Source organism: Knoellia aerolata DSM 18566, from assembly GCF_000768695.1.
Classification (GTDB): Bacteria; Actinomycetota; Actinomycetes; order Actinomycetales; family Dermatophilaceae; genus Knoellia; species Knoellia aerolata.
In genome coordinates, this window is sequence record NZ_AVPL01000002.1 from 112,605 (window position 1) to 134,459 (window position 21,855).

General features: G+C 72.1%; 21 protein-coding genes. 11 read left to right on the top strand and 10 right to left on the bottom strand.

Translation table 11 applies throughout. The features are described from left to right. Positions 1–76 precede the first annotated feature (76 nt). A complete protein-coding gene (locus N801_RS01740; RefSeq protein WP_035932224.1) occupies positions 77–862 on the bottom strand; it encodes an SURF1 family cytochrome oxidase biogenesis protein in 786 nt (261 codons plus the stop codon). Positions 863–893: 31 nt separating this feature from the next. Here N801_RS01740 and moaA point away from each other — a divergent pair, with 31 nt between their 5' ends. Then, on the top strand, positions 894–1,904 hold the full coding sequence (gene moaA / locus N801_RS01745; protein ID WP_035932225.1) for a GTP 3',8-cyclase MoaA: 1,011 nt from the start codon (positions 894–896) through the stop codon (positions 1,902–1,904). Between the two features lie 5 nt (positions 1,905–1,909). On the opposite strand, the gene N801_RS01750 is transcribed toward moaA, so the two are convergent. Both N801_RS01750 and N801_RS01755 read right to left on the bottom strand, forming a co-directional pair. Then, positions 1,910–2,110 (bottom strand): hypothetical protein, encoded by a 201-nt coding sequence (locus N801_RS01750; RefSeq protein ID WP_035932226.1) that lies wholly within the window; start codon positions 2,108–2,110, stop codon positions 1,910–1,912. Then, a complete protein-coding gene (locus N801_RS01755) occupies positions 2,107–2,403 on the bottom strand; it encodes a DUF3099 domain-containing protein (protein ID WP_035932227.1) in 297 nt (98 codons plus the stop codon). The genes N801_RS01750 and N801_RS01755 overlap by 4 nt, the downstream gene beginning before the upstream one ends. 87 nt (positions 2,404–2,490) lie before the next feature. Here N801_RS01755 and fabG point away from each other — a divergent pair, with 87 nt between their 5' ends. From fabG to N801_RS01770, 3 genes are all read left to right on the top strand, one after another. After that, on the top strand, positions 2,491–3,204 hold the full coding sequence (gene fabG / locus N801_RS01760; RefSeq protein WP_035932228.1) for a 3-oxoacyl-ACP reductase FabG: 714 nt from the start codon (positions 2,491–2,493) through the stop codon (positions 3,202–3,204). A 61-nt stretch (positions 3,205–3,265) separates the two neighbouring features. Next, positions 3,266–4,024 carry an enoyl-ACP reductase FabI gene (fabI, locus tag N801_RS01765; protein WP_035932229.1) on the top strand — a complete coding sequence of 253 codons (759 nt, stop codon included), beginning with the start codon at positions 3,266–3,268 and terminating at the stop codon, positions 4,022–4,024. A 26-nt stretch (positions 4,025–4,050) separates the two neighbouring features. Next, positions 4,051–6,255 (top strand): tetratricopeptide repeat protein, encoded by a 2,205-nt coding sequence (locus tag N801_RS01770; protein ID WP_052112499.1) that lies wholly within the window; start codon positions 4,051–4,053, stop codon positions 6,253–6,255. Between the two features lie 3 nt (positions 6,256–6,258). Here the strand turns inward: N801_RS01770 and cphA are convergent, their stop codons facing one another. From cphA to glgC, 5 genes are all read right to left on the bottom strand, one after another. Beyond that, entirely contained in the window at positions 6,259–9,129 is a 2,871-nt protein-coding gene (cphA, locus tag N801_RS01775) for a cyanophycin synthetase (RefSeq protein WP_035932230.1), read from the bottom strand. Between the two features lie 70 nt (positions 9,130–9,199). Continuing rightward, the gene (locus N801_RS01780) at positions 9,200–10,057 is read right to left on the bottom strand and encodes a cyanophycinase (RefSeq protein ID WP_035932231.1); all 858 of its coding nucleotides are present in this window, start codon (positions 10,055–10,057) and stop codon (positions 9,200–9,202) included. 19 nt (positions 10,058–10,076) lie between these two features. Beyond that, positions 10,077–11,312 (bottom strand): phosphoserine phosphatase SerB, encoded by a 1,236-nt coding sequence (gene serB, locus N801_RS01785; protein ID WP_035932232.1) that lies wholly within the window; start codon positions 11,310–11,312, stop codon positions 10,077–10,079. A 9-nt stretch (positions 11,313–11,321) separates the two neighbouring features. Then, positions 11,322–12,137, bottom strand: a complete 816-nt coding sequence (locus N801_RS01790; protein ID WP_035932234.1) for an LLM class F420-dependent oxidoreductase — start codon at positions 12,135–12,137, stop codon at positions 11,322–11,324. Beyond that, positions 12,134–13,387: a glucose-1-phosphate adenylyltransferase gene (gene glgC / locus N801_RS01795; RefSeq protein ID WP_035932235.1), complete on the bottom strand. Its 1,254-nt coding sequence runs from the start codon at positions 13,385–13,387 to the stop codon at positions 12,134–12,136. The genes N801_RS01790 and glgC overlap by 4 nt, the downstream gene beginning before the upstream one ends. Before the next feature lie 79 nt (positions 13,388–13,466). Here glgC and glgA point away from each other — a divergent pair, with 79 nt between their 5' ends. Next, positions 13,467–14,657, top strand: a complete 1,191-nt coding sequence (gene glgA / locus N801_RS01800) for a glycogen synthase (protein WP_035932236.1) — start codon at positions 13,467–13,469, stop codon at positions 14,655–14,657. Here the strand turns inward: glgA and N801_RS01805 are convergent. Continuing rightward, the gene (locus N801_RS01805) at positions 14,636–15,400 is read right to left on the bottom strand and encodes an Rv1486c family protein (protein WP_035932237.1); all 765 of its coding nucleotides are present in this window, start codon (positions 15,398–15,400) and stop codon (positions 14,636–14,638) included. The genes glgA and N801_RS01805 overlap by 22 nt on opposite strands. A gap of 43 nt (positions 15,401–15,443) precedes the next feature. Here N801_RS01805 and N801_RS01810 point away from each other — a divergent pair, with 43 nt between their 5' ends. The 6 genes from N801_RS01810 to N801_RS01835 all read left to right on the top strand — a co-directional run bounded on the left by N801_RS01810 (position 15,444) and on the right by N801_RS01835 (position 20,266). Then, entirely contained in the window at positions 15,444–16,226 is a 783-nt protein-coding gene (locus tag N801_RS01810; RefSeq protein ID WP_035932239.1) for an ABC transporter ATP-binding protein, read from the top strand. Between the two features lie 133 nt (positions 16,227–16,359). Then, positions 16,360–16,812 carry an NfeD family protein gene (locus tag N801_RS01815; RefSeq protein ID WP_035932240.1) on the top strand — a complete coding sequence of 151 codons (453 nt, stop codon included), beginning with the start codon at positions 16,360–16,362 and terminating at the stop codon, positions 16,810–16,812. A gap of 15 nt (positions 16,813–16,827) precedes the next feature. Beyond that, positions 16,828–17,925, top strand: a complete 1,098-nt coding sequence (locus tag N801_RS01820) for an SPFH domain-containing protein (protein WP_052112500.1) — start codon at positions 16,828–16,830, stop codon at positions 17,923–17,925. A 1-nt stretch (position 17,926) separates the two neighbouring features. After that, positions 17,927–18,712, top strand: a complete 786-nt coding sequence (locus N801_RS01825; protein ID WP_035932241.1) for a sulfite exporter TauE/SafE family protein — start codon at positions 17,927–17,929, stop codon at positions 18,710–18,712. Beyond that, a complete protein-coding gene (locus N801_RS20920) occupies positions 18,709–19,431 on the top strand; it encodes a sulfite exporter TauE/SafE family protein (RefSeq protein WP_035932242.1) in 723 nt (240 codons plus the stop codon). Before N801_RS01825 ends, N801_RS20920 begins: the two co-directional genes overlap by 4 nt. Positions 19,432–19,441: 10 nt before the next feature. Continuing rightward, the gene (locus N801_RS01835; RefSeq protein ID WP_035932243.1) at positions 19,442–20,266 is read left to right on the top strand and encodes a TrmH family RNA methyltransferase; all 825 of its coding nucleotides are present in this window, start codon (positions 19,442–19,444) and stop codon (positions 20,264–20,266) included. 96 nt (positions 20,267–20,362) lie between these two features. Here N801_RS01835 and N801_RS01840 read toward each other — a convergent pair whose 3' ends face one another. Then, complete coding sequence (locus N801_RS01840) at positions 20,363–21,754, bottom strand: vanadium-dependent haloperoxidase (protein WP_052112501.1); 1,392 nt, start codon at positions 21,752–21,754, stop codon at positions 20,363–20,365. Positions 21,755–21,855 lie beyond the last annotated feature (101 nt).

Sequence of the window (21,855 nt, forward strand, 5' to 3'; positions counted from 1 at the left end):
GCAGGTCCATGGCGCTCCCGACCGTCCCTGTCGGTGCGACGGCATGCCGCGGCGAGAACGACGTGCGGGCGCGAGGTCAGTAGTCCTCTTCGTCCCAGATCCGGACCTTCTTGGGCTTCGTCGGGCGCTCCGTCGTCTCGTCACGCAGCTCGCGGCGCAGCCCGAGCCAGATGAGCACCAGGCCCAGCGGCATCGTCATCCACCACTGGAACGCGTAGGCCTGGTGGGGTCCGAGGCTCCGGTCCGGGTCCTCGAGCCGGTCGGGTCGCGGCGGGGACACACCCTCGGCCGTGCGCTCGGTGTCGAGCACGACGTAGCCGTCGAGCACCCGGGTGCCCCACGCGCGCTCGACGTCGGGGACGCTGATGCTGGCCACCTGCCCCTCGGGCAGGGTCTTGCGCTGGCTCGTCTCGCCGGGGCGGACCCAGCCCACGACCGTGACCTCGCCTGCGGGCGCCGGCGCCACGTCCGGTGCCACCGCGGCACCCCGGTCCGAGTTCTCCACCCAACCGCGGTCCACCACGACGGTCCGTCCGTCCGACAGCCTCAGCGGCGCGAGGACCTCGTACCCGAAGACGCTGCTGTTCGGCCGGTTGCGCACGAGCAGCTGTGGTCCGGCATACGTCCCGGTCGCGGTGACCCTGGTCCAGTCCTCGCGCGAGCGGTCGAGCGGGCGGTCCGAGAGGACGTCGGTGACCGGGACGGGATCGGCGCGGTAGTGCGCGTCGAGGAGGGCGTTGCGCTCGACCTTGAACTCATGGCGTCCGTACTGCCAGTGGCCGAGCTGGAAGGCGAGGACGGCGTACAGCAGGGCGAGGGCGAGGGCACCCAGCCAGCGCGGGGTGATCAGACGCCGTGACACGGCTGTCACGCTACCGGCCTAGTGTGGAGCCATGCCTGCCGCCCCGACCACCGCCCTCCTCGCCGACCGTCACGGTCGCGTCGCGCGCGACCTGCGGGTGTCGGTGACCGACCGGTGCAACCTGCGCTGCCGCTACTGCATGCCTGCGGAGGGGCTCCCGTGGCTCGCCAAGCCCGACATGCTCGACGACGACGAGCTGGTGCGACTGGTCTCGATCTTCGTCAGCCTCGGGGTGCAGCAGGTGCGGCTGACCGGCGGCGAGCCGCTGCTGCGCCGCTCGCTCACCGACCTCGTCTCCCGGATCGCGGCCCTGGAGCCCCGCCCGCGGATCGCGATGACGACCAACGGCATCGGGCTCGACCGGCTGGCCGGCCCGCTCGCCGCGGCCGGGCTCGACCGGGTCAACGTCAGCCTCGACACCGTCGACCCGCAGGAGTTCGCCGACCTGACCCGACGCGACCGGCTGCACGACGTCGAGGCCGGCCTCAAGGCTGCCCGTGACGCGGGGCTCGTCCCGGTCAAGGTCAACGCCGTGGCCATGCGGGGGGTCAACGACACGTCGGTGGCCGACCTGCTGGCCTGGTGCGTCGAGCGCGGCTACGAGCTGCGGTTCATCGAGCAGATGCCGCTGGACGCGCAGCACGGCTGGGACGCGTCGACGATGGTCGGCGGCGACGAGATCCGGGCCCAGCTCGAGGAACGGTTCACCATCACCCCGATGCCCGAGGCCGACCGCGGCAGCGCGCCGGCCGAGCGCTTCCTCGTCGACGGCGGGCCCGCGACGGTCGGCATCATCGCCAGCGTCACCGCGCCGTTCTGCGGTGCCTGCGACCGCACCCGCCTCACCGCGGACGGGCAGGTGCGCAACTGCCTGTTCTCGCAGCGTGAGACCGACCTGCGCGGCCCCCTGCGCGACGGCGCCTCCGACGAGGAGCTGGCCGCGCTCATCACCGGTGAGATGTGGAAGAAGGCCAAGGGCCACGGCATCGGCAGCGCCGACTTCGTGCAGCCGCTGCGGCCGATGAGCGCCATCGGCGGCTGAGCCGGTCAGCCGGCGTCGGCGGGGATCTCGTCGACGGGCACGACGTCCCTGAGGAAGCCCCGCAGCGACAGGAAGTCCCCCAGGGTCACGCGGTGCTCGTCACAGCCGAGCCAGACCTTGCGTCGCTCGGTGGTGTGCAGCGTCGGGTTGTTCCAGAGCAGGGCCCAGGTGGCCTCGCGACGGCAGGCCTTGGCGCTGCAGATCACGGCTCGAGCCGGCGGCGCTCGGGATCCCGGGGCGCGACGGGGGACACGCGGCCGGTGGTGCGCGGGGCCCGCGCGTTGGCGAACACCACGGCGATGTAGGGCAGGACGACGGCCAGGGCCACGCAGGTCCACCGGACCCAGCCCTGGGTGACGAAGGCCAGCACGAAGCACCCGGTGCGCACCCCCATCGTCACGAGGTAGTGCTTCATCCGTGCGTTGAGGTCGTCGTCCGGGTTCGAGCGGGCCGTCGTCACCGACTGGACCTGCGGCTCACGCCTCGGGTTCGTGCTCACCGCCTCACTCTACGTCCGGTTCCTGAGCGTTCCGCGTGCTCCCGGTGATGCCTGCTACCCACGGGTAGTCCACTAGCGTCGTGCGCCATGAGCCCAGCACGCAACGTCCTCGTCACCGGGGGCAACCGAGGAATCGGCCTGGCCATCGCCCGGGCCTTCGTCGACGGCGGCGACAGCGTCGTCGTGACGAGCCGCAACGGCCAGGCCCCCGACGGTCTCACGGCCGTGACGTGCGACGTCACCGACTCTGCGTCCGTGGACGACGCCTTCAGCGCGGCCGAGGAGATCTTCGGCGGACCCGTGCAGGTGCTCGTGGCCAACGCCGGGATCACCAAGGACGGCCTCCTCATGCGCATGAGCGACGAGGACTTCGACGCCGTCATCGACACCAACCTCGCCGGCACCTTCCGATGCGTGCGTCGCGCGAGCACCGGGATGATCAAGGCGCGCGGCGGGCGGATCATCCTCATCTCGAGCGTCGTCGGGCTGTACGGCGGGCCGGGCCAGGCCAACTACGCCGCGAGCAAGGCCGGCCTCGTCGGCCTCGCGCGCTCCGTGACCCGTGAGCTCGGTGGTCGCGGGATCACCGCCAACGTCGTCGCCCCGGGCTTCATCGAGACGGACATGACCGCAGCGCTCCCGGAGGCCACGCAGAAGACCTACAAGTCCGGCATACCGGCCGGGCGGTTCGCGCAGCCGGGCGAGGTCGCCGCGGTCGTGCGCTTCCTCGCCTCCGAGGACGCCGCCTACGTCACGGGGGCCGTCATCCCCGTCGACGGAGGCCTCGGCATGGGCCACTGACCCGACCGCACCACCCACCCACACACTCGCCACACCACTCGCCACACAAGGAGAACCGCCGATGCTGCTCGAGGGCAAGAAGCTGCTCATCACCGGAGTGCTCATGGACTCCTCGATCGCCTTCCACGTCGCCAAGCTGGCGCAGGAGCAGGGCGCCGAGGTCGTGCTCACCTCGTTCGGGCGGACCATGAAGATCACCTCGACGATCGCCAAGCGGCTGCCGACGACGCCGCCCGTCGTCGAGCTCGACGTCACCGACAGCGAGCACCTCGACACCCTCGCCGCACGGCTCGGTGAGCACGTCGACCACCTCGACGGGGTCCTGCACTCGATCGGGTTCGCCCCGCAGGGAGCGTTCAACTTCCTCGAGGGCAGCTTCGAGGACGTGTCCACCGCGATGCACGCGTCCGCCTACTCCCTCAAGTCGCTGGCCGTCGCCGCGCTGCCGCTCATGTCGTCGGGGTCCGCGGTCGTCGGCCTGACCTTCGACGCGAAGTACGCCTGGCCGGTCTACGACTGGATGGGCGTGGCCAAGGCCGCGTTCGAGTCGACGAACCGCTACCTCGCCCGCGACCTCGGTCCCCGCGGCATCCGCTGCAACCTCGTGGCCGCCGGCCCCATCCGGACCACGGCCGCCAAGTCCATCCCGGGCTTCAAGACGTTCGAGGACACGTGGGGCGAGCGGGCCCCCCTGGGCTGGGACGTCAACGACGCCGTGCCCGCGGCCAAGGCCTGCGCAGCCCTGCTCTCCGACTGGTTCCCGGCCACGACGGGGGAGATCGTCCACGTCGACGGCGGCGTCCACGCGATGGGGATCTGAGCCTCCCGGGCAACTAGGCTCGCCGGGTGACCAGCGACCTCCACACCGTCCCTGTCGTGACCGCCACCGAGGTCCGGGTCCTGGAGGGACCCAACCTCTACTTCCCGAAGCCGGCCGTCAAGGTCACGCTCGACCTCACGGCCTACCTTGACGCCGACACGGACCTCGTGCGCGCGGTGGCGCGCACCGCCGGGCTCGGCGCGATCCAGGCCGGCGCCCCGCACACCGAGCAGCGGCAGCGGGTTCTCGCGCGCCTCGCCGAGCGGGCGGTGCGGCACGTCTCGCGGGCGGCGGGCACGGGTCGTCTCGGTGTCCGATCGCGCTCGGGCAACGAGCGGTCCGTGGTCGTCGTCTCCTTCGTGTGGCGGCGGCGCGGGTCGGCGCGAGCACTCGGCGAGTCGGTCGCGCCGGTGCTGCAGGCGTGGCTCGAGGGACGCGACGTCGTCGACGAGTGGGCGGCCACCGTGCGTGACGCCCCCGACGGCCCGCCGCCGCGGATCGCCACCCCCCACATCCCCGTCGCGTCCGTCACCGGGACCAACGGCAAGACGACGACGACGCGGCTGCTCGCCCACATCGCGATGACCGCGGGCAAGCACACGGCGTGGAGCTCGACCGACGGTGTGGTCGACCACGGCACGATGATCGAGCCCGGCGACTTCTCCGGCCCCGCGGGAGCCAGGGGCGTGCTCGGGGCGCCCGGCGTCGAGATCGGCATCCTCGAGACCGCCCGCGGCGGCATGCTGCTCAAGGGCCTCGGCGTGACCCACAACGACGTCTCCGTGGTCACCAACGTCTCCGCCGACCACCTCGGCCTCCAGGGCGTCGACACGATCGACCAGCTCGCCGAGGTCAAGGCGATCATCACCCGCGCCACCCGTCCCGGCGGGTGGACCGTGCTCAACGGCGACGACCCGCGCGTCTGGGCGATGCGCAGCGGGTCGCCCGCCCGCCCGTGGGTCTTCACCCTCGACGCGAACTCACCGGCCATCCGTGAGGCGCTCGGCGCCGGCGGCCGGGCCATCACCGTCCTCGACGACCGGGTCAGTGTGATCACCGACTCCGGCGTCCCCGACCGGCTCATCTCCGTCGTCGACGTGCCGATGACGATCAGCGGACTGTCGCGGCACAACGTCGCCAACGTCCTGGCTGCCACGGCCGCCGCCCTCGGCCTCGGGCTCGACCGCGCCGCGGTCATCGAGGGGCTGCGGACCTTCCAGCCCGACGCGACGCTCAACCCGGGCCGCATGAACACCTACACCGCACCGGCCGGGCTCGGCGGCTCGTGCACGGTCGTCGTCGACCTGGCCCACAACGAGGCCGGCCTCGAGGCCCTCATGGACGTGGCCGACGGCCTGCGCGAGCCCGGCGCGCGGATCCACCTCGGGCTCGGCGCCGCGGGGGACCGCACCGACGAGATCCTCGAGAACCTCGGCGAGATCGCGGGACACCGCGCCGACCACGTCATCGCCGCCAACAAGGAGCACTACCTGCGAGGCCGGACGATGGAGGAGCTCGAGGGGCACCTTCGCGCCGGCCTGCAGCGGGCCGGGGTCGCCGACGTCGCGTCGTTCCCCACCGAGCTGTCCGGCCTGCGCGCGCTCGTGGAGGCAGCCCAGGACGGCGACGTCGTCGCGATCATGTGCCACGCCGAGCGCGAGGAGATCTACGCCTGGCTGGCCGAGACCGGTGCCGTCCCCGACGACGCCCGCTCGATCCGCCGCAAGGTCATCGCCGCCCGCGGGGAGCACGAGGCCGAGGGCGACATCGCGAGAATGTGGGAGGACGAGGACGAGGGCCGCCGGATCGAGACCGGCGCCCGCCTGTATGCCGCGTACCCGGGGGACGCGCGCATCACCTACGAGTACGGCGGGACGTTCGACTCCGCGGGCCAGCCGGAGCGCGCCATCGAGCTCTACCGCGCGGCGCTCGACAGCGGCCTGCGGGAGCCCTTCCGGCACCGGGCAGTGCTCCAGCTGGCCTCGTCACTGCGCAACGTCGGCGAGCACGACGAGGCGGTGCGCCTCCTCGACGCCCTCGCCGAGGAGCGACCGGACTCGGTCGGCATCGCCGGCTTCCGTGCCCTCGCCCTGCACTCCGCCGGGCGCTCCGGGGAGGCCCTCGGGAGCCTCCTCGCCGCCGTCGCGCACGCGAGCACGGACGAGGACGTCACGCGCTACCGACGCTCGCTCACGGCCTACGCGGACGAGCTTCTTCGTCCGGGCGGCTGACCCTCAGGACCTCACCGGTTCCGGCTCCTCGGCGTCGTGCTCGGCGAGGTCCTGGTCGGTGGCCTCCTCGCCGCTGACCTGGGCCGCGGCGGACATGACGTTCGGGTCGAGGTCGGGGTCGGCGAGGGAGTCCGCGGTGTGCGTGCCCGGCTGGGCCTGCTTGGTCATGGTCTCGAGCTCGTTCATCACGACGCCGTGCTGGTCGACGCAGACGACGACGATGTCGCCGGGGTTGGCGCGGGCCATGACGTGGCGCACGGCCGAGAGCTCGTCGGTGACGATCTCGACCTGGCGGCAGCGGGCCCCCTCGGCCATGGCGTTCTTGGCGCCCTCGGCGACGAGGGCGGCGGTGTCCCCGCGCCTGCGGCCACGCAGCCGCTCGTCCTCGCGCACGACGATGACGTCGAAGTGCTGCGCCGCGAGCATGCCGAGCTCACGCATGTCCTCGTCGCGGCGGTCACCGGCGGTCGCGATGACGCCGAGTCGCGAGATCTTGCCGAGGTCGCTCGACCCGGCCTTGGCCGCGGCGTAGCGCTCGACGAACTCACCGAGGACCTTCATGCCGGGAGCGTTGTGGCAGTAGTCGACGATGACGTCGATGTTGTTGACGTTGACCTGGTTCATGCGGCCGGGGGAGAGATAGTAGCTCGTCGAGAAGGTCCGCAGGCCCTGCCGGATCTCGTGCAACCCGGTGCCGACCGCGAAGGCGGCGCCTGCCGCAGCCATGGCGTTGGAGACGTTGAACATCGCCGTGCCGCCGAAGGTCGACGGGAGCAGGTGGGTCCAGGCGAGCTGCATCGCGCGCCGGCCGTGGCGGATGACGATCATGTCGCCCTTGTCGGACGGCTCGAGGACGACAGCCCGCCCACCGCGGCGGCAGTGGCCGTCGACGAAGTCGCGCACGCTCGAGCCCGGCTCGGACGTCGTGAACCAGATGATGGACCCCGAGCAGCGCCGGCGCATCCTGCGCACCAGCGGGTCGTCGGCGTTGAGGACCGCGAACCCGTTGCGGGGCACGGCCTCGACGATGACCGCCTTGACGTCGGCGAGCTGCTCGACGGTGTCGATGCCGCGAAGTCCGAGGTGGTCCGGGGCGACGTTGGTGACGACGGCGACGTCGTTGCGGTCGTAGCCGAGGCCCTCGCGCAGGATGCCGCCGCGTGCCACTTCCATGACGGCGAAGTCGACGCGGGGGTTCTGCAGGACCATGCGGGCCGACTTGGGGCCGGAGGCGTCCGCCTTGAAGACGAGGCGCTCGTCGACGACGATGCCGTCGGTCGAGGTCATGCCGACCTTGCGGCCGACGCCCTTCATGATGTGCGCGATCATCCGCGACGTCGTGGTCTTGCCGTTGGTGCCGGTCACCGCGACGATCGGCACGCGCGACGGCGCGCCGGGCGGGAAGAGCAGGTCGACGACGGGACGGGCGATGAACTGCGGCTCACCGATGGTCGGGTGCGTGTGCATCCGGAACCCGGGGGCCGCGTTGACCTCGCAGATGGCCCCCCCGGTCTCGCGGACGGGGGAGGCGATGTCGGGACAGATGAAGTCGATGCCGGCGACGTCGAGGCCGACCATGCGCGCGGCCTCCTCGGCGATCTCCACGTTGTCCGGGTGGGCGTCGAAGGTGCGGTCGACCGAGATCCCACCGGTGGACATGTTGCCGGTGAGGGCGAGCTTGACCATCGTGCCCTGCGGCGGGACCTGGTCCATGGCGAAGCCCTGCTCGCGCACCAGACCCTCGGCCGCGCGGTCGACCTTGATCCGGGTGAGCACCTTCTCGTGGCCCACACCACGTCGCGGGTCGGCGTTGGTGATGTCGACGAGCTCGCTGACGGTGTGCTCGCCGTCCCCGACCACGTGGGCCGGGACGCGCTCGGCGATCGCCTGCATCCTTCCGCCGACGATGAGGCAGCGGTAGTCCTTGCCGGTGACGAACGACTCGACGATGACGCTGCCGCGCCGTGACTGCTCGCGGGCGATCGCGTAGGCCTCGCGCACGTCGTCGTCGCTCTCGAGGTTGAGGCAGACCCCTCGACCGTGGTTGCCGTCGAGCGGCTTGACGACGACCGGGAAGCCGATCCTGCGGGCGGCGGCGACCGCGTCCTCGGCCCCACGCACCGTGGCCTGCTTCGGGACCGGCAGGCCCGCCGAGCCGAGCAGCTTGGTGGTGAGGTCCTTGTCGCCGGCGATGTCGACCGCGAGGGCGCCGGTCTTGGAGGTCATGGTGGCGCGGATGCGCTGGGCGTGGACGCCTTGGCCGAGCTGGACGAGGCTGGCGCTGTTGAGGCGGATGAACGGGATGTCACGGCTCACGGCCTCCTCGAGGATGGCCGCCGTCGACGGTCCGAACGCGGTGCGCTCGGCCCTCTTGAGGAAGACCTCGAGGGCGCTGTCGAAGTCGAAGCCCTCCTCGGCCCGCACGAGGTGGTTGACGAGACGCACGGCCAGCTCGCCGGCGGCCACGCCCACTCCCTCGTCGGTGTAGCCGTAGATGACGTTGTAGCGGCCGGGGTGCCCCTTGGCCGCCCGGGTCTTGCCGCGACGCTGGTCGTGACCCGCCTCCTGCTGGAGCTGCAGGGCGACGTGTTCGGCGACGTGCCCCAGCCAGGTGCCCTCGCGCAGCCGCTGGATGAAGCCGCCCTTGACCCCCCGGGAGCAGCTGTGGTTCTCGAGGCCGGGCAGCAGCTCGATGAGCTGGTCGGTGAACCCGTCGAGGAGGTCCGTGGGGTACTGCTCGAGGATGCCGAGGTCGACGACCAGGTGCACCGAGGGGTCGTAGGACCAGACGTTGCCGCCGCGGTAGACACGGGACTCGACGATGGTCAGCTCGGGCGCTGCGGGGCCGGTGGGGGTCGGGCGGTCCTCGGTCATCGGACTCCTCGTGGCGGTGTGGTCGGGGGCGGGGGCGGGGGTGCAGGTGCAGCGGGTGGGGCAGCGGGCGTCAGCTCTTGGCGGCCGCGAGACCCGCGTCGACGTCGGGATGCTGCTCGACGAAGTCGACCAGCTCGGCGGACGACAGGTCGAAGGTCGCGCCGGCGGGCAGGGTGTGGATGACCGCGCCCGAGATGAGCAGGGGCGCACCACGACGGGCGTCCGGGGCGTCGGTCCTGACGCCGCGGCAGTCCATGACGATGACGCCGCCCCGGCCGTGGACGGTGAAGCGCGTCCCGTCGTGGACCTCGATCGCCGTGTCCTCGTCGATCCCGATGCCGAGCAGGCTCGGCGACGCGGCGACGACCGACAGGAGGCGGCCGTAGCGCGAGCGCTGGGCGAAGTGCTGGTCGACGACGACCCCCTTGAGCAGCCCGATCCCGGCGCTGATCTGGCTGCCGCGCTGGACCGGGGTGATCCCCTCGTCGCCCATCGAGATCATGAACTCGCTCATGATCGACGCTCCGGCGGAGGTGCCGGCGACGACCGCGCCACGGGCGTGCGCCCGGTGCAGGGCGTCACCGAGCGGCGTGCCGGGGAAGAACTGGGACAGGCGGAGCTGGGACCCACCGCTCATGAAGATGCCCGTGGCCTCGTCGATGAGGGCCACCGACGCGGGGTCGTGCGCGGCCTGGCGTGACTGCGGGTTGACGACCTCGATGGCCTCCACGCCGAACCGGGTGAAGACCTGGCGGTAGGAGTCGACCACCTCCCCCTGGAACGAGGAGGCGGTGGGGATGACGACGAGCCGGGAGCGCCTGCCGCCGCTGAGCCGCACGAAGCGACGGAGCAGGGCCGCCCGGCCGACTCGGTCCTCCGCACCGCCGATGATGAAGAGCGTCGGCGTCGTGGACGGGTAGCGGGGCATTGGCACAGCCTAAGAGGTGTCAGCGGTGGTCGACAGCAGGAGCCGGTGTCGGAGTGCCGTCGGCGTCGTCCGCTTCCTCGATCTCCTCGCGGGTGATGCCGAGGAGGTGGAGGACCGTGTCGAGGTAGGGGACGGTGACGGAGGTGTCGGCCTGCGCGCGCACCAACGGTTTGGCGTTGAAGGCGATCCCGAGGCCCGCCGCGCCGAGCATGTCGAGGTCGTTGGCGCCGTCGCCGATGGCCACGGTGCGGGCCATCGGGAGCCCCGCGGCGGCGGCGAACTCACGCAGGGCGACCGCCTTGCCCTGGCGGTCGACCACGTCACCGAGAACCCGACCGGTGAGCCGGCCGTCGACGACCTCGAGCCGGTTGGCCCGGGCGTGGTCGATCCCCAGCTCGTCGGCGATGGGCTGCACGATCTCGATGAAACCGCCGGAGACCAGCGCCACCGTGAAGCCCAGCCGCTTGAGCGTGCGCACGAGGGTGCGGGCCCCGGGGGTGAGGCGCACGGCCGCCCGGACCTCGTCGAGCACGGAGGCGTCGAGCCCGGCGAGGGTGGCCACCCGGGCGTGCAGGCTCTGGGTGAAGTCCAGCTCGCCGGCCATCGCCCGCTCCGTGACCGCGGCGACCTCGGCTCCTCGCCCGGCGTGCTGGGCGAGGAGCTCGATGACCTCGTCCTGGATGAGCGTCGAGTCGACGTCCATGACGACGAGGCGTCGCCCGCGCCGGGCCAGGCCGGTCGCGGCCACGGCGATGTCGACCTGCTGCTGGGCGGCGACGAGGGACAGCTCGCGGCGCAGGGCGGGGAGGTCGGCGCCGCTGACGTCGAGCTCGAGGCTGGTCACCGGGTAGCGCGAGAGGCGCCGGATGCGGTCGATGTTGGCGCCGTGGTCGGCCACCGAGCGGGAGACCGCGGCCACCGCCTCGGCGCGCAGCGGGGCGCCGAGGAGGACGACGGCGGCGCGGCCGGTGCGGCGGCGGCGGTTGTCGCCCCGACCGTCGACGACGCTCACCGCGAGGCCCATCCTCTCGCCGACGCCCTCGACCAGGTCGCGCAGGCCGGCGCCGTCACCCTCGGGCGCGAGAAGGACGGCCAGCGTGAGCTGTCCCCGGACGACCACCTGCTCGAGGTCGAGCACGATCGCCCCCGTGGGGGCGACGGCGTCGAAGAGCGCGCTCGTCACGCCGGGCCGGTCGTCGCCTGTCAGCGTCACCAGCAGGGTGGGGAACGGGTCGGGCTCGGTGTCCGTGGTCACGGCGACAGGCTAGGAGTTCACGGCGTCTCGCCACGCGATGAGGTCACGGACTGGACCGAGGTCGTGCTTCGGACCGCGCAGGCCGACGGTGAACAGCCTCGTGCCGACGGCATACAGGGCATCGGCCGACGCGGCGTGGTCGGGGACGTTCTCGGGGTGGCGACCGGGAAGGGGGCTCACCCCGGCCGACCGTTCGATGGACGCCGGGTCGCGTCCGACCCGGGCGCACCACTCGTCGAGCACCGAGTGCTTGTGGGCGATCCTCTCGGCGTCGCCGAAACCGTGCCAGATGTCGGCCTGCTCCGCGACGATCCGCAACGTCTTGCGCTCGCCGCCACCACCGACGAGGACGGGGATGGGCCGGGTGGGCGCCGGGTTGAGGCGACCCCACCGCTGCCTGATCCGGGGCAGGTCGCGGTCGAGCGCGTCCAGCCGGCGGCCCGGAGTGCCGAACTCGTAGCCGTACTCGTCGTAGTCGCGCTGGAACCAGCCCGAGCCGATCCCGAGGATGAGCCGGCCCTCGCCGCCCCGCGCCGAGATGTGGTCGACGGTGCGGGCCATGTCCGCGAGCAGGTCGGGGTTGCGGTACGAGTTGCACGTGACGAGCGCGCCGAGCTCGACCCGCTCGGTCGCCTCGGCCCAGGCGGCGAGCATGGTCCAGCACTCGAAGTGCGCCCCGTCGCGGTCACCGTTGAGCGGGAAGAAGTGGTCCCAGTTGAAGAGGACGTCGACCCCGAGCTCCTCGAGCTCCGCGACGGTGCGCCGGATGTCGGCGTATGCCGTGTGCTGCGGCTGGATCTGCACGCCGAGGCGGGCCCGGCTCACGGCTCGATGACCGTCCCCTTGCCGATGACCGTGATGCCGCTCTCGGTCACGGTGAACCCGCGCGCCCGGTCCTGCTCGGGGTCGATGCCGACCGAGGTGTTCTCGGGGAGGCGGACGTTCTTGTCGATGATCGCGCGCTTGACGCGGCAGTTGCGACCGATGTCGACCCCGTCGAGCAGCACCGAGTCGTCGACCTCGCTGTAGCTGTGGACGCGCACGTCGGGGGAGACGACGGAGTGGTTGACCCGTGCCCCGCTGATGATGACGCCGGGGGAGACCATCGAGCTGAGGGCCTCTCCGAACCGGCCGTTGGCGCCGTGGACGAACTTCGCCGGCGGGTACGGGCCGTAGCTCGTGAAGAGCGGCCAGTCGTAGTTGTAGAGGTTGAAGACCGGGTGGATGGAGATGAGGTCCATGTGCGCGTCGTAGTACGAGTCGAGCGTCCCGACGTCGCGCCAGTAGCCCTGGTCGCGGTCGGTGCCGCCGGGGATGACGTTCTTCTTGAAGTCGTAGGTGTAGGCGGACCCGTCCTTGACCAGCGCGGGCACGATGTCACCGCCCATGTCGTGGGTGCTGTCCTCGAGCTGGGAGTCGCGCGTCACGGCGTCCTGGAGGACGTCGGCGTCGAAGACGTAGTTGCCCATCGACGCGAGGATCTCGTCGGGGGAGTCGGGCAGGCCCTGGGGGTCGGTCGGCTTCTCGAGGAAGGCGCTGATCTTCGTGTGGTCGTCCGCCTCGACCTCGATGACGCCGAACTGGTCTGCCATCGCGATCGGCTGCCGGATGGCGGCCACGGTGACGCCGGCGCCCGACTCGACGTGCTGGTCCACCATCTGCGAGAAGTCCATGCGGTAGACGTGGTCGGCGCCGACGACGACGACGATGTCCGGGCGCTCGTCGGTGATGGTGTTGAGGCTCTGGAAGATCGCGTCGGCGCTGCCCTGGTACCAGGACTTGTCGACGCGCTGCTGGGCGGGGATCGGTGCGACGTAGTTGCCGAGCATCGTCGACATCCGCCACGTCTTGGTGACGTGGCGGTCGAGGCTGTGCGACTTGTACTGGGTCAGCACGACGATCTTGAGGTAGCCCGAGTTCACGACGTTGCTCAGCGCGAAGTCGATGAGCCGGTAGATGCCGCCGAAGGGGACGGCGGGTTTGGCCCGGTCCGCCGTGAGGGGCAGGAGCCGCTTGCCCTCCCCACCTGCGAGGACGATGACGAGCACCTTGGGTCCACCGCTGCGGTATGCCATGTGCTCAACCTAGTGGACCCGGGCGTTCCGGTGTGATCGGCGTCTCATGCCGGCGCCCGAGTCGCAGTAGGGTCGTCCCGTGCGAGTCGACATCCTCAGCAAGGAGTACCCACCGACGATCTACGGGGGAGCGGGCGTGCACGTCGCCGAGCTGACCCGGGCCCTGCGCGAGCGAGGTGACATCGACGTCAGGGTGCGCGCCTTCGGCCCGCCGCGCGACGAGGAGGGCACGACCGGCTACCCGGACCTCGACGCGCTCGCCGGTGCCAACCCGGCGCTCGTGACGATGGGGGTCGACCTCGCCATCGCCGGGGACTGTGCTGGCACCGACCTCGTGCACTCGCACACCTGGTACGCCAACTTCGCCGGCCACACGGCCTCCCTGCTCGAGGGCGTCCCGCACGTCGTCAGCGCCCACAGCCTCGAGCCCATGCGGCCGTGGAAGGCCGAGCAGCTCGGTGGCGGCTACCGCCTGTCCTCGTGGATCGAGCGGACGGCATACGAGGGTGCGGCGGCGGTGATCGCGGTGAGCGACGGCATGCGCAAGGACGTCCTGCGCAGCTATCCCACGATCGACCCCGCGAAGGTCAAGGTCGTCCACAACGGGATCGACAGCGAGCTCTGGAAGCGCGCCGAGGATCTCGACGTCGTGCGTCGCCACGGCATCGACCCGGACCGGCCGAGCGTCGTGTTCGTCGGTCGCATCACGCGCCAGAAGGGCCTGCCCTACCTGCTCCGTGCCGCCGCCGAGCTCCCGCCCGAGGTGCAGCTCGTGCTGCTCGCCGGCGCTCCCGACACCCCGGAGATCCAGGCCGAGGTGGAGGAGCTCATCGCCGGCCTGCGCGAGACGCGAGAGGGTGTCGTCTGGGTCGCCGAGATGCTCCCGCGGGCCCAGGTCATCGCCGTGCTGTCGGCGGCCACCGTCTTCGTCTGCCCCTCGGTCTACGAGCCGCTGGGCATCGTCAACCTCGAGGCGATGGCCTGCGAGCTGCCCGTCGTCGCGACGGCCACCGGGGGCATCCCCGAGGTCGTCGTCGACGGCGAGACCGGCTGGCTGGTCCCGATCGAGCAGGTCCAGGACGGCTCCGGCATCCCGGTCGACCCGGACCGGTTCGTCGCCGACCTCGCGGCCGCCCTCACGGCGGCCGTCTCCGACCCCGAGCGGGCCGCCCGGTTCGGCAAGGCCGGTCGACGTCGTGCGGTGGAGTCGTTCTCGTGGGCGCGGATCGGTGACGAGACGCTTGCGGTCTACCGCGACGTCCTGGGCTGAGCCAGCGCGGCCGCCCCCGCGTTCGTCGCGTCGGCGAGGGCCCGCTCGGCGACCCGTCGGAGGTCTCGCAGGAGGTCGAGCCGCCGCTGCAGCGGGGCGACGGCCAGCGCGTCCTGCGGCCCGTCGAGACCGGCGGTCGCGGCGTTCCCGATCGCGGCGGCGAACGTGATCGCGCGCACGGCCTGCGGTGACACCTCGTCGGGCAGGGCCCACCGGCCCGGCCGGGGGAGCGACTCGCGGGCCGACGCCGCGTCGAAGGGCTGCCCACCGAGCGCGTCCAGCCGCTCGGTGGCCTCGAGCACCTCACCCGTGAGGAGCCGGATCGTCTCGCGCGGGTCGAGCGCCTCGACCCGGTGCGTGGGCACGGGGTCGCAGTCGTATGCCGTCCAGTCCAGCCGGGTGCCCGCGTCGGGTCCCGTCGCGCCCGGCGCCCCGAAGCTCGACCACGACGGCACGAGCATCGCCCCGAGACCGGGTGCCACGACGCACTCCTCGGCCTCGAGGGCGGCGGCCAGCGCCTCGGGGCCGCACCGGGGGAGGCTGCTCGGGTCACCGCTGGAGGGGAGGGCGACGAGGAGGGTGCTCTCCCCGAGCTCGCGCCACAGGTCGAGCGTGTGGATGCCCGGGCCGACGGCGTCGACGTCGGGCAGGGCCGACTCGACCGCTGAGGCGAGATGGCTCCCGTCCTGCCAGGCCGCCGTGACCCACAGGGCGATCCGTACGGAGGCGGGCAGCTCGGGCATGGCGTCATCGTAGGCAGGAAGAGGGTCACCTAGGGTGTGCGCCATGAGTGATGTGCTGGCGCTGGCGGGCGTGAGCGTCGTGCGTGGCGGCGCGACCCTGCTCAAGGAGATCGACTGGGAGGTCGAGGAGGGGCAGCGGTGGGCCGTCCTCGGCCCCAACGGCGCCGGCAAGACCACCCTGCTCCAGCTGGCCTCCGGGCGCATGCACCCGAGCACCGGTGTCGTCGGCATCCTCGGCGAGGTCCTCGGCGCCGTCGACGTCTTCGAGCTGCGTCCCCGCATCGGGCTGGCCTCGGCCTCGCTGGCCGACCGCATCCCCGGCTCCGAGCGGGTCGGGGACGTGGTCGTCACCGCCTCCTACGGCGTCGTCGGCCGCTGGCGCGAGAGCTACGACGCGCTCGACCACTCCCGCGCCGGAGAGCTGCTCGAGGCCCTCGGCGCCGCGCACCTGCGCGATCGCACCTTCGGCACGCTCTCCGAGGGGGAGCGCAAGCGGGTCCAGATCGCCCGCGCCCTCATGACCGACCCCGAGCTCATGCTCCTCGACGAGCCGGCGGCAGGTCTCGACCTCGGTGGTCGCGAGGACCTCGTCCGACGGCTCGGCGAGATCGCCGGCGACGTCATGGCCCCGGCGCTCGTCCTCGTCACCCACCACGTCGAGGAGATCCCGCCGCACTTCACCGACGTCCTGCTGCTGCGTGAGGGAGCCGTGGTGGCCCAGGGCCCGATCGAGATCACCCTCACCGCCGCGAACCTCAGCGCCACCTTCGGACTGCCCCTGCACCTGGAGCAGCGAGGGTCCCGCTACCTCGCCTGGTCCGACTGACGCGGGCGGGCGACACCGCCGGCGGGACGGCATACACACCGATCGCCCGACCGGCCGACGGTCGTCATGGTCCGCGTGGGATCGTTGGCCACACACACCGTCGTGGACGGTGGGGGACGAAAGGGGAGTTGCCATGGAGTGGCTGACCGACAACCCGTGGGTCGCGTGGGTGGGGATCGCGCTGATCCTCGCCGCCGTCGAGGCGGCGACCGTCGACTTCGTCTTCCTCATGCTCGCCGGGGGAGCCCTCGCCGCCGGGCTGGCCGCCGCGATGGGGGGCAACCTCGCCGTCCAGGTGATCGTCGCCGTCATCGTCGCCGGGGCGCTCGTCTTCGTCGTCCGACCGGTCATCAAGCGCAAGTTCACCGAGGGCGAGCACGACCACCACATCGGGGCCTCCAGCCTCGTGGGGCGCGAGGCCCGCGTGCTCCAGACCGTCACCGACACCGACGGGCGGATCAAGCTCGCGGGGGAGACGTGGTCCGCCCGGGTCGCAGAGGGCTCCGCCCCCCTGCGCCCCGGCGACGACGTCAGAGTCATCGCCATCCACGGTGCGACGGCCATCGTCGCCGCCGACCGCCACTGACCTCAGGGAGTCTCCATGATCGAACTCGTCATCCTGGCGCTGCTGCTCATCTTCGCCGTCATCGTCATCATGCGGACGGTTCGCATCGTGCCTCAGCAGACGGCGCTCATCATCGAGCGCCTCGGCCGTTACGCCCGCACCCTCGAGGGCGGCATCCACTTCCTCGTGCCGTTCGTCGACAAGGTCCGCGCCAACATCGACCTGCGCGAGCAGGTCGTCTCGTTCCCGCCGCAGCCGGTGATCACGAGCGACAACCTCGTCGTCAACATCGACACGGTCATCTACTACTCCGTCATCGACGCCAAGTCCGCGGTCTACGAGATCGCCAACTTCATCCAGGGCATCGAGCAGCTCACGGTCACCACCCTCCGCAACGTCATCGGCTCGCTCGACCTCGAGCAGACCCTCACCAGCCGCGACCAGATCAACGCCCAGCTGCGTGGCGTCCTCGACGAGGCCACGGGCAAGTGGGGCATCCGCGTCAACCGGGTCGAGCTCAAGGCGATCGACCCGCCCATGTCGATCCAGGAGTCCATGGAGAAGCAGATGAAGGCCGAGCGTGAGCGGCGCGCCATCATCCTCACCGCCGAGGGTGCCAAGCAGTCCAGCATCCTCACCGCGGAGGGCGAGAAGCAGAGCCAGATCCTGCGCGCCGAGGGCTCGGCGCAGGCCCGGGTGCTCGAGGCGCAGGGACAGGCCCGCGCCATCCAGCAGGTCTTCGACGCGATCCACCGGGGCAAGCCCACCCAGAAGCTCCTCGCCTACCAGTACCTCCAGGTCCTCCCGCAGATCGCCCGCGGTGACTCCAACAAGATGTGGATCATCCCGAGCGAGCTCACCAACGCCCTCAAGGGCATCGGCGGCGCCCTCGGGAGCGGCGACGGCGGCGGCGGAGGTTTCGACGACGACGACGCCGACGACTGGCAGCCCACCGAGGAGCTGACCACGCCGTTCGACGACACCGTGCTCGCCGACCCCGCTCAGGCCCTCGCCGAGGCCCGCGGCCAGGCCGGTGAGGCCTCCCGCGAGGCCAAGGACCACGCGACGCCTCCCGCGCGCCAGCAGCCGCCGCTGACGCCTCCGGCCGACGCGGTCCCCCCGCGCGAGAGCTGAGGTGGGCGCCGCCGAGGCAGCGCTCATCTTCTCGGCGGGCGTGCTCGCCGGCACGATCAACACCGTCGTCGGGTCGGGGACCCTCGTGACGTTCCCGACCCTGCTGTTCTTCGGCTACGCACCCGTCGTGGCCAACGTGTCCAACACCGTGGGCCTCGTGGCCGGCGGGCTCACCGGGTCGTGGGGATACCGCCACGAGCTGCGGGGGGCCGGCGCGATCCTGCGCCGGTGGGCCCCGATGTCCCTGCTCGGCGGGGTCGTGGGTGCCGTCCTGCTGCTCGTGCTCGACCCCGCGGCCTTCCGGACGGTCGTGCCCGTCCTCATCGGGCTCGGGGTCGTCCTCGTCGCGATCGGCCCACGCATCACGGCATGGGCCGCGGCCCGCCGCGGAGTCGCCGTGCCCGCGACCGAGGACCACTCACGCCGGCGCGCCGCCGCCCTCCTCGTCGGCATCCTCGGCACGTCGGTCTACGGCGGGTACTTCGGGGCGGCGCAGGGCGTCATCCTCATGGGCCTCCTCACGACCCTGACGAGCGAAGGGCTGCAACGACTCAACGGCATCAAGAACGTCCTCTCGACGATCGTCAACGCCGTCGCCGCCCTCACCTTCGTCATCGTCGCCCCGGACCAGGTCGACTGGCTCGTCGCCGGGCTCATCGCGGCCGGTGCGCTGGTCGGCGGGGTGCTCGGCTCCCGGCTGGGCCGCCGGCTCCCGCCCGCCGTCCTGCGCGCGGTGATCATCACCATCGGCCTCGTCGCCATCGTGCGCATGGTCTGGTTCGCGTGACCGACTGGTCGGTGGTCCTGGGCCTCGGCGCGGCCCTCGTCGCCGGGGCCTTCGTCCAGTCCTCGATCGGCTTCGGACTGGCGGTCGTGGCATCGCCCTTCGTCGTCGTGTTCGCCCCGGACCTCATGCCCGGGTCGCTCCTCGTCGCGAGCTTCTCGCTGCCCGTGGCCCAGCTCCTGCTCGCCCCGGTCGACATCGCGTGGCGTCAGCTCGGCTGGGCGCTGCTGGCGCGACTGGCGTTCACCCCGCTGGGGGTCGTCGCGGTCGCCCTCCTCTCCGTCCGTGCGCTCTCGGCGGTGGTGGCCGTCCTCATCCTCGTCACCGTCGCCGCCTCGCTCACGACGCTCGAGATCCGCACCACCTCGCGCAACGCGGCGGCGGCAGGGGCCGTCGCCGGGGTGTCCGGGACCGCGACGAGCATCGGCGGACCGTTCCTCGCGCTGGTGCTCCAGCACGAGCGGCCCGAGCGCGTCCGGTCGACGCTGGCGGCCTTCTTCGTGGTCGGCGCCCTCATGGCCATCGGCTCGCTGTCCGTCGCCGGCGAGTTCTCCCGCGCGCAGCTCCTCGCCGGGCTCGCGTGGCTCCCCTTCATCGCCCTCGGGTATGCCGTCGCGGCGCCGCTGCGTCGCCACCTGCGGAGCGACCACCTGCGACGTGCGGTCCTCGCCTTCAGCGCCGTCGCGGGAGCCAGCCTCCTCGTCCGGGCGCTCGTCTTCTAGCCTCTCCCACGTGCCGACCCGCATCACCGACCCCAGCGACCCACGCGTCCACGACTACGTGGGGCTGACCGACGTCGCGCTCCGGCGTCGCACCGAGCCCGAGCGGGGGCTCTACATCGCCGAGTCCGAGAAGGTCATCCGGAGAGCCCTCGCCGCGGGGCACCGGCCGCGGTCCTACCTCATGGCCGAGCGGTGGCTCACCGACCTCGGTGACCTCGTCGCGGACGCCGAGCAGGACGGCACACCCGTCCTCGTCGCCGACCACGACGTCATCGAGAGCTTCACCGGTTTCCACCTGCACCGTGGCGCGCTGGCGTCGATGCAGCGTCCTGCACTGCGCTCCGTCGCCGAGGTCGTCGCCGACGCCCGTCGCGTCCTCGTCATCGAGGACGTCGTCGACCACACCAACGTCGGTGCCGTGTTCCGCAGCGCCGCCGCCCTGGGCATGGATGCCGTGCTCGTGACCCCTCGGTGTGCCGACCCGTTGTACCGCAGGGCGATCCGCGTCTCCATGGGAACGGTGTTCCAGGTGCCCTGGACGCGGATCGACCCGTGGCCCGCGGGCATCGACCTCCTCCGCGAGAGCGGGTTCACCGTGGCCGCGCTGGCCCTCTCCGACGACGCGGTGGGGCTCGACGTCCTGGCCGCCGACCCGCCGAAGCGGCTCGCGCTCGTCCTCGGCACCGAGGGCGACGGACTGGGTCGCCGCACGATCGAGGGTGCCGACGTCCTCGTGACCATCCCGATGGCCGGGGGGGTCGACTCGCTCAACGTCGCCGCGGCCGGAGCGGTCGCCGCGTGGGCCCTGCGCGTGGACTCCCCGCCACGGGCGTGACGAGGCGGGCCCCGTCCGCCGACACCGGCCACGCCGGACGGCCGAGGGCCCTCGCCCGGGGGTTCGGGGAGGGCCCTGACCGTTGCCGGACGAGTCTCAGTGGTGCGTCAGTTCCAGGTACCGGCGCACCACGTACCGGCCGATCTTGGTGCCGTGCTCGGTGCCAGAGGTGCTCGCGTGGCGGAAGTGGAAGCCCACGAGGACACGCGAGTCGGCGTTCTCGGACGCCGCCTGCGAAAAGCGGTGGAACGAGCGCATGACCGGGTCCGGATCCGTGCACGTCTGGCCGGGTGGCAACGTGTGGCTGCACAGCGTGAAGTGCGCCCGGTCGGAGCCGAAGAAGCCACGCAGGACCGCAGCCGCCGCACCACCCTCGACCGCGTGGCCGGAGTCGTGGTCCGGGATCGGCGGCGTCGTGACGAGAGGCGTCCACGTCGGATCCGGGGAGGTCCGCGGGTTGCCGTCGGACCCGGCTTCACGGATCGCGGTGACCGGCCGCCAGAAGTTCTGGTCGTACTTCTGGTCGAAGGTGCCGATGTACCCGTCCGCCAGGGCCATGTCGAGCAGGCCGAAGAGACGGGCCGCCTGCCAGGCGTCCAGCCCCCGCTGCTCGGCCAGCGAGCGGGCCAGCCGGTTCCAGAGCAACGGCGAGCTCTCGACCCAGAAGCGGGCCACCTCGGTCTGGTCGGCGGTCCGGGCGCTGGGTGTCGTCGTCCCGTCACCGCCCAGGGCCTTGACCTCGTTGAAGTCGCGTGCGTAGGCGCGCGACTCGAGCGGGTAGGGCTCGTCGCTGCGGAACTGCCGCGCCGACCTCAGGGCGAACGGCGTCACGTCGCCCCACCCGGGGGCGAAGGCGAAGGGGAGGTCCGGGGAGGTGAACCGGTACTCACCGGGCTCGGTCCCCTGCGGGTAGGCGGTGTCGAAGAGCGGCGTGTCGGAGCCGTCCCCGGTCCTCAGCGCCACGATCGCCTGAGCCGCGGCCGTCCCGAGGGCGACCCCGCGGTTCTTCGCAGCACCGTCCGGGACCTCCGCGAGGGCCGCCGCGTAGGAGGCCTCGATGGCCGGTACCTCGGTGGCGGCGCAGGCCGAGAAGGGCTCGGGCAGGGTGCTCACCGCGGCGACGAGCGTGCCGCGGGCGGCAGCGGCGATCGCGGCCAGCGGCGCAGCACCCTTCGCCCGGGCTCGATAGGCGTACGGCTCCGCGCGACCCTTGATCGCGTTGAGGCTGTCGTGAATGGCGAGGTGCATCATGGCGTACATGCGCGACTCGTGAAGGGGGTTGTTCGCGGGCGCGAGCGCACAGGCGAGGGCAGCCTCGGCGGCCCGCGCGTTCCACTCGATGACGGCCGCCCCGCTGACCGACGAGGCGTGTCCGGCGCCGTGGCCGGTCCCGTCGTGCGCGCTGGCCGTGAGCGCCGGAGCTGAGATGAGCGTGGTGACGGCCGCGACGACGGCGAGCCGTCGGATGGTTTGTGCTGCGTGGTCCATGACGGACCTCCTCCTCAGATGGATCCACGGGAAGGGAACGCCGTTCGGCAACCTTTCGACGGTAGGACCGGCGCGTGAGGCGGGTCAACCACCTGAGGGGG

Excerpts from the sequence above, each read along its gene's own strand:
- N801_RS01810 (WP_035932239.1), top strand. The coding sequence starts at position 15,444 with ATGAGTGATGTGCTGGCGCTGGCGGGCGTGAGCGTCGTGCGTGGCGGC.
- cphA (WP_035932230.1), bottom strand. The coding sequence starts at position 9,129 with ATGACCGAGGACCGCCCGACCCCCACCGGCCCCGCAGCGCCCGAGCTG.
- N801_RS01820 (WP_052112500.1), top strand. The coding sequence starts at position 16,828 with ATGATCGAACTCGTCATCCTGGCGCTGCTGCTCATCTTCGCCGTCATC.
- moaA (WP_035932225.1), top strand. The coding sequence starts at position 894 with ATGCCTGCCGCCCCGACCACCGCCCTCCTCGCCGACCGTCACGGTCGC.
- N801_RS01805 (WP_035932237.1), bottom strand. The coding sequence starts at position 15,400 with ATGCCCGAGCTGCCCGCCTCCGTACGGATCGCCCTGTGGGTCACGGCG.
- fabG (WP_035932228.1), top strand. The coding sequence starts at position 2,491 with ATGAGCCCAGCACGCAACGTCCTCGTCACCGGGGGCAACCGAGGAATC.
- N801_RS01840 (WP_052112501.1), bottom strand. The coding sequence starts at position 21,754 with ATGGACCACGCAGCACAAACCATCCGACGGCTCGCCGTCGTCGCGGCC.
- N801_RS01815 (WP_035932240.1), top strand. The coding sequence starts at position 16,360 with ATGGAGTGGCTGACCGACAACCCGTGGGTCGCGTGGGTGGGGATCGCG.
- glgC (WP_035932235.1), bottom strand. The coding sequence starts at position 13,387 with ATGGCATACCGCAGCGGTGGACCCAAGGTGCTCGTCATCGTCCTCGCA.
- fabI (WP_035932229.1), top strand. The coding sequence starts at position 3,266 with ATGCTGCTCGAGGGCAAGAAGCTGCTCATCACCGGAGTGCTCATGGAC.
- N801_RS01780 (WP_035932231.1), bottom strand. The coding sequence starts at position 10,057 with ATGCCCCGCTACCCGTCCACGACGCCGACGCTCTTCATCATCGGCGGT.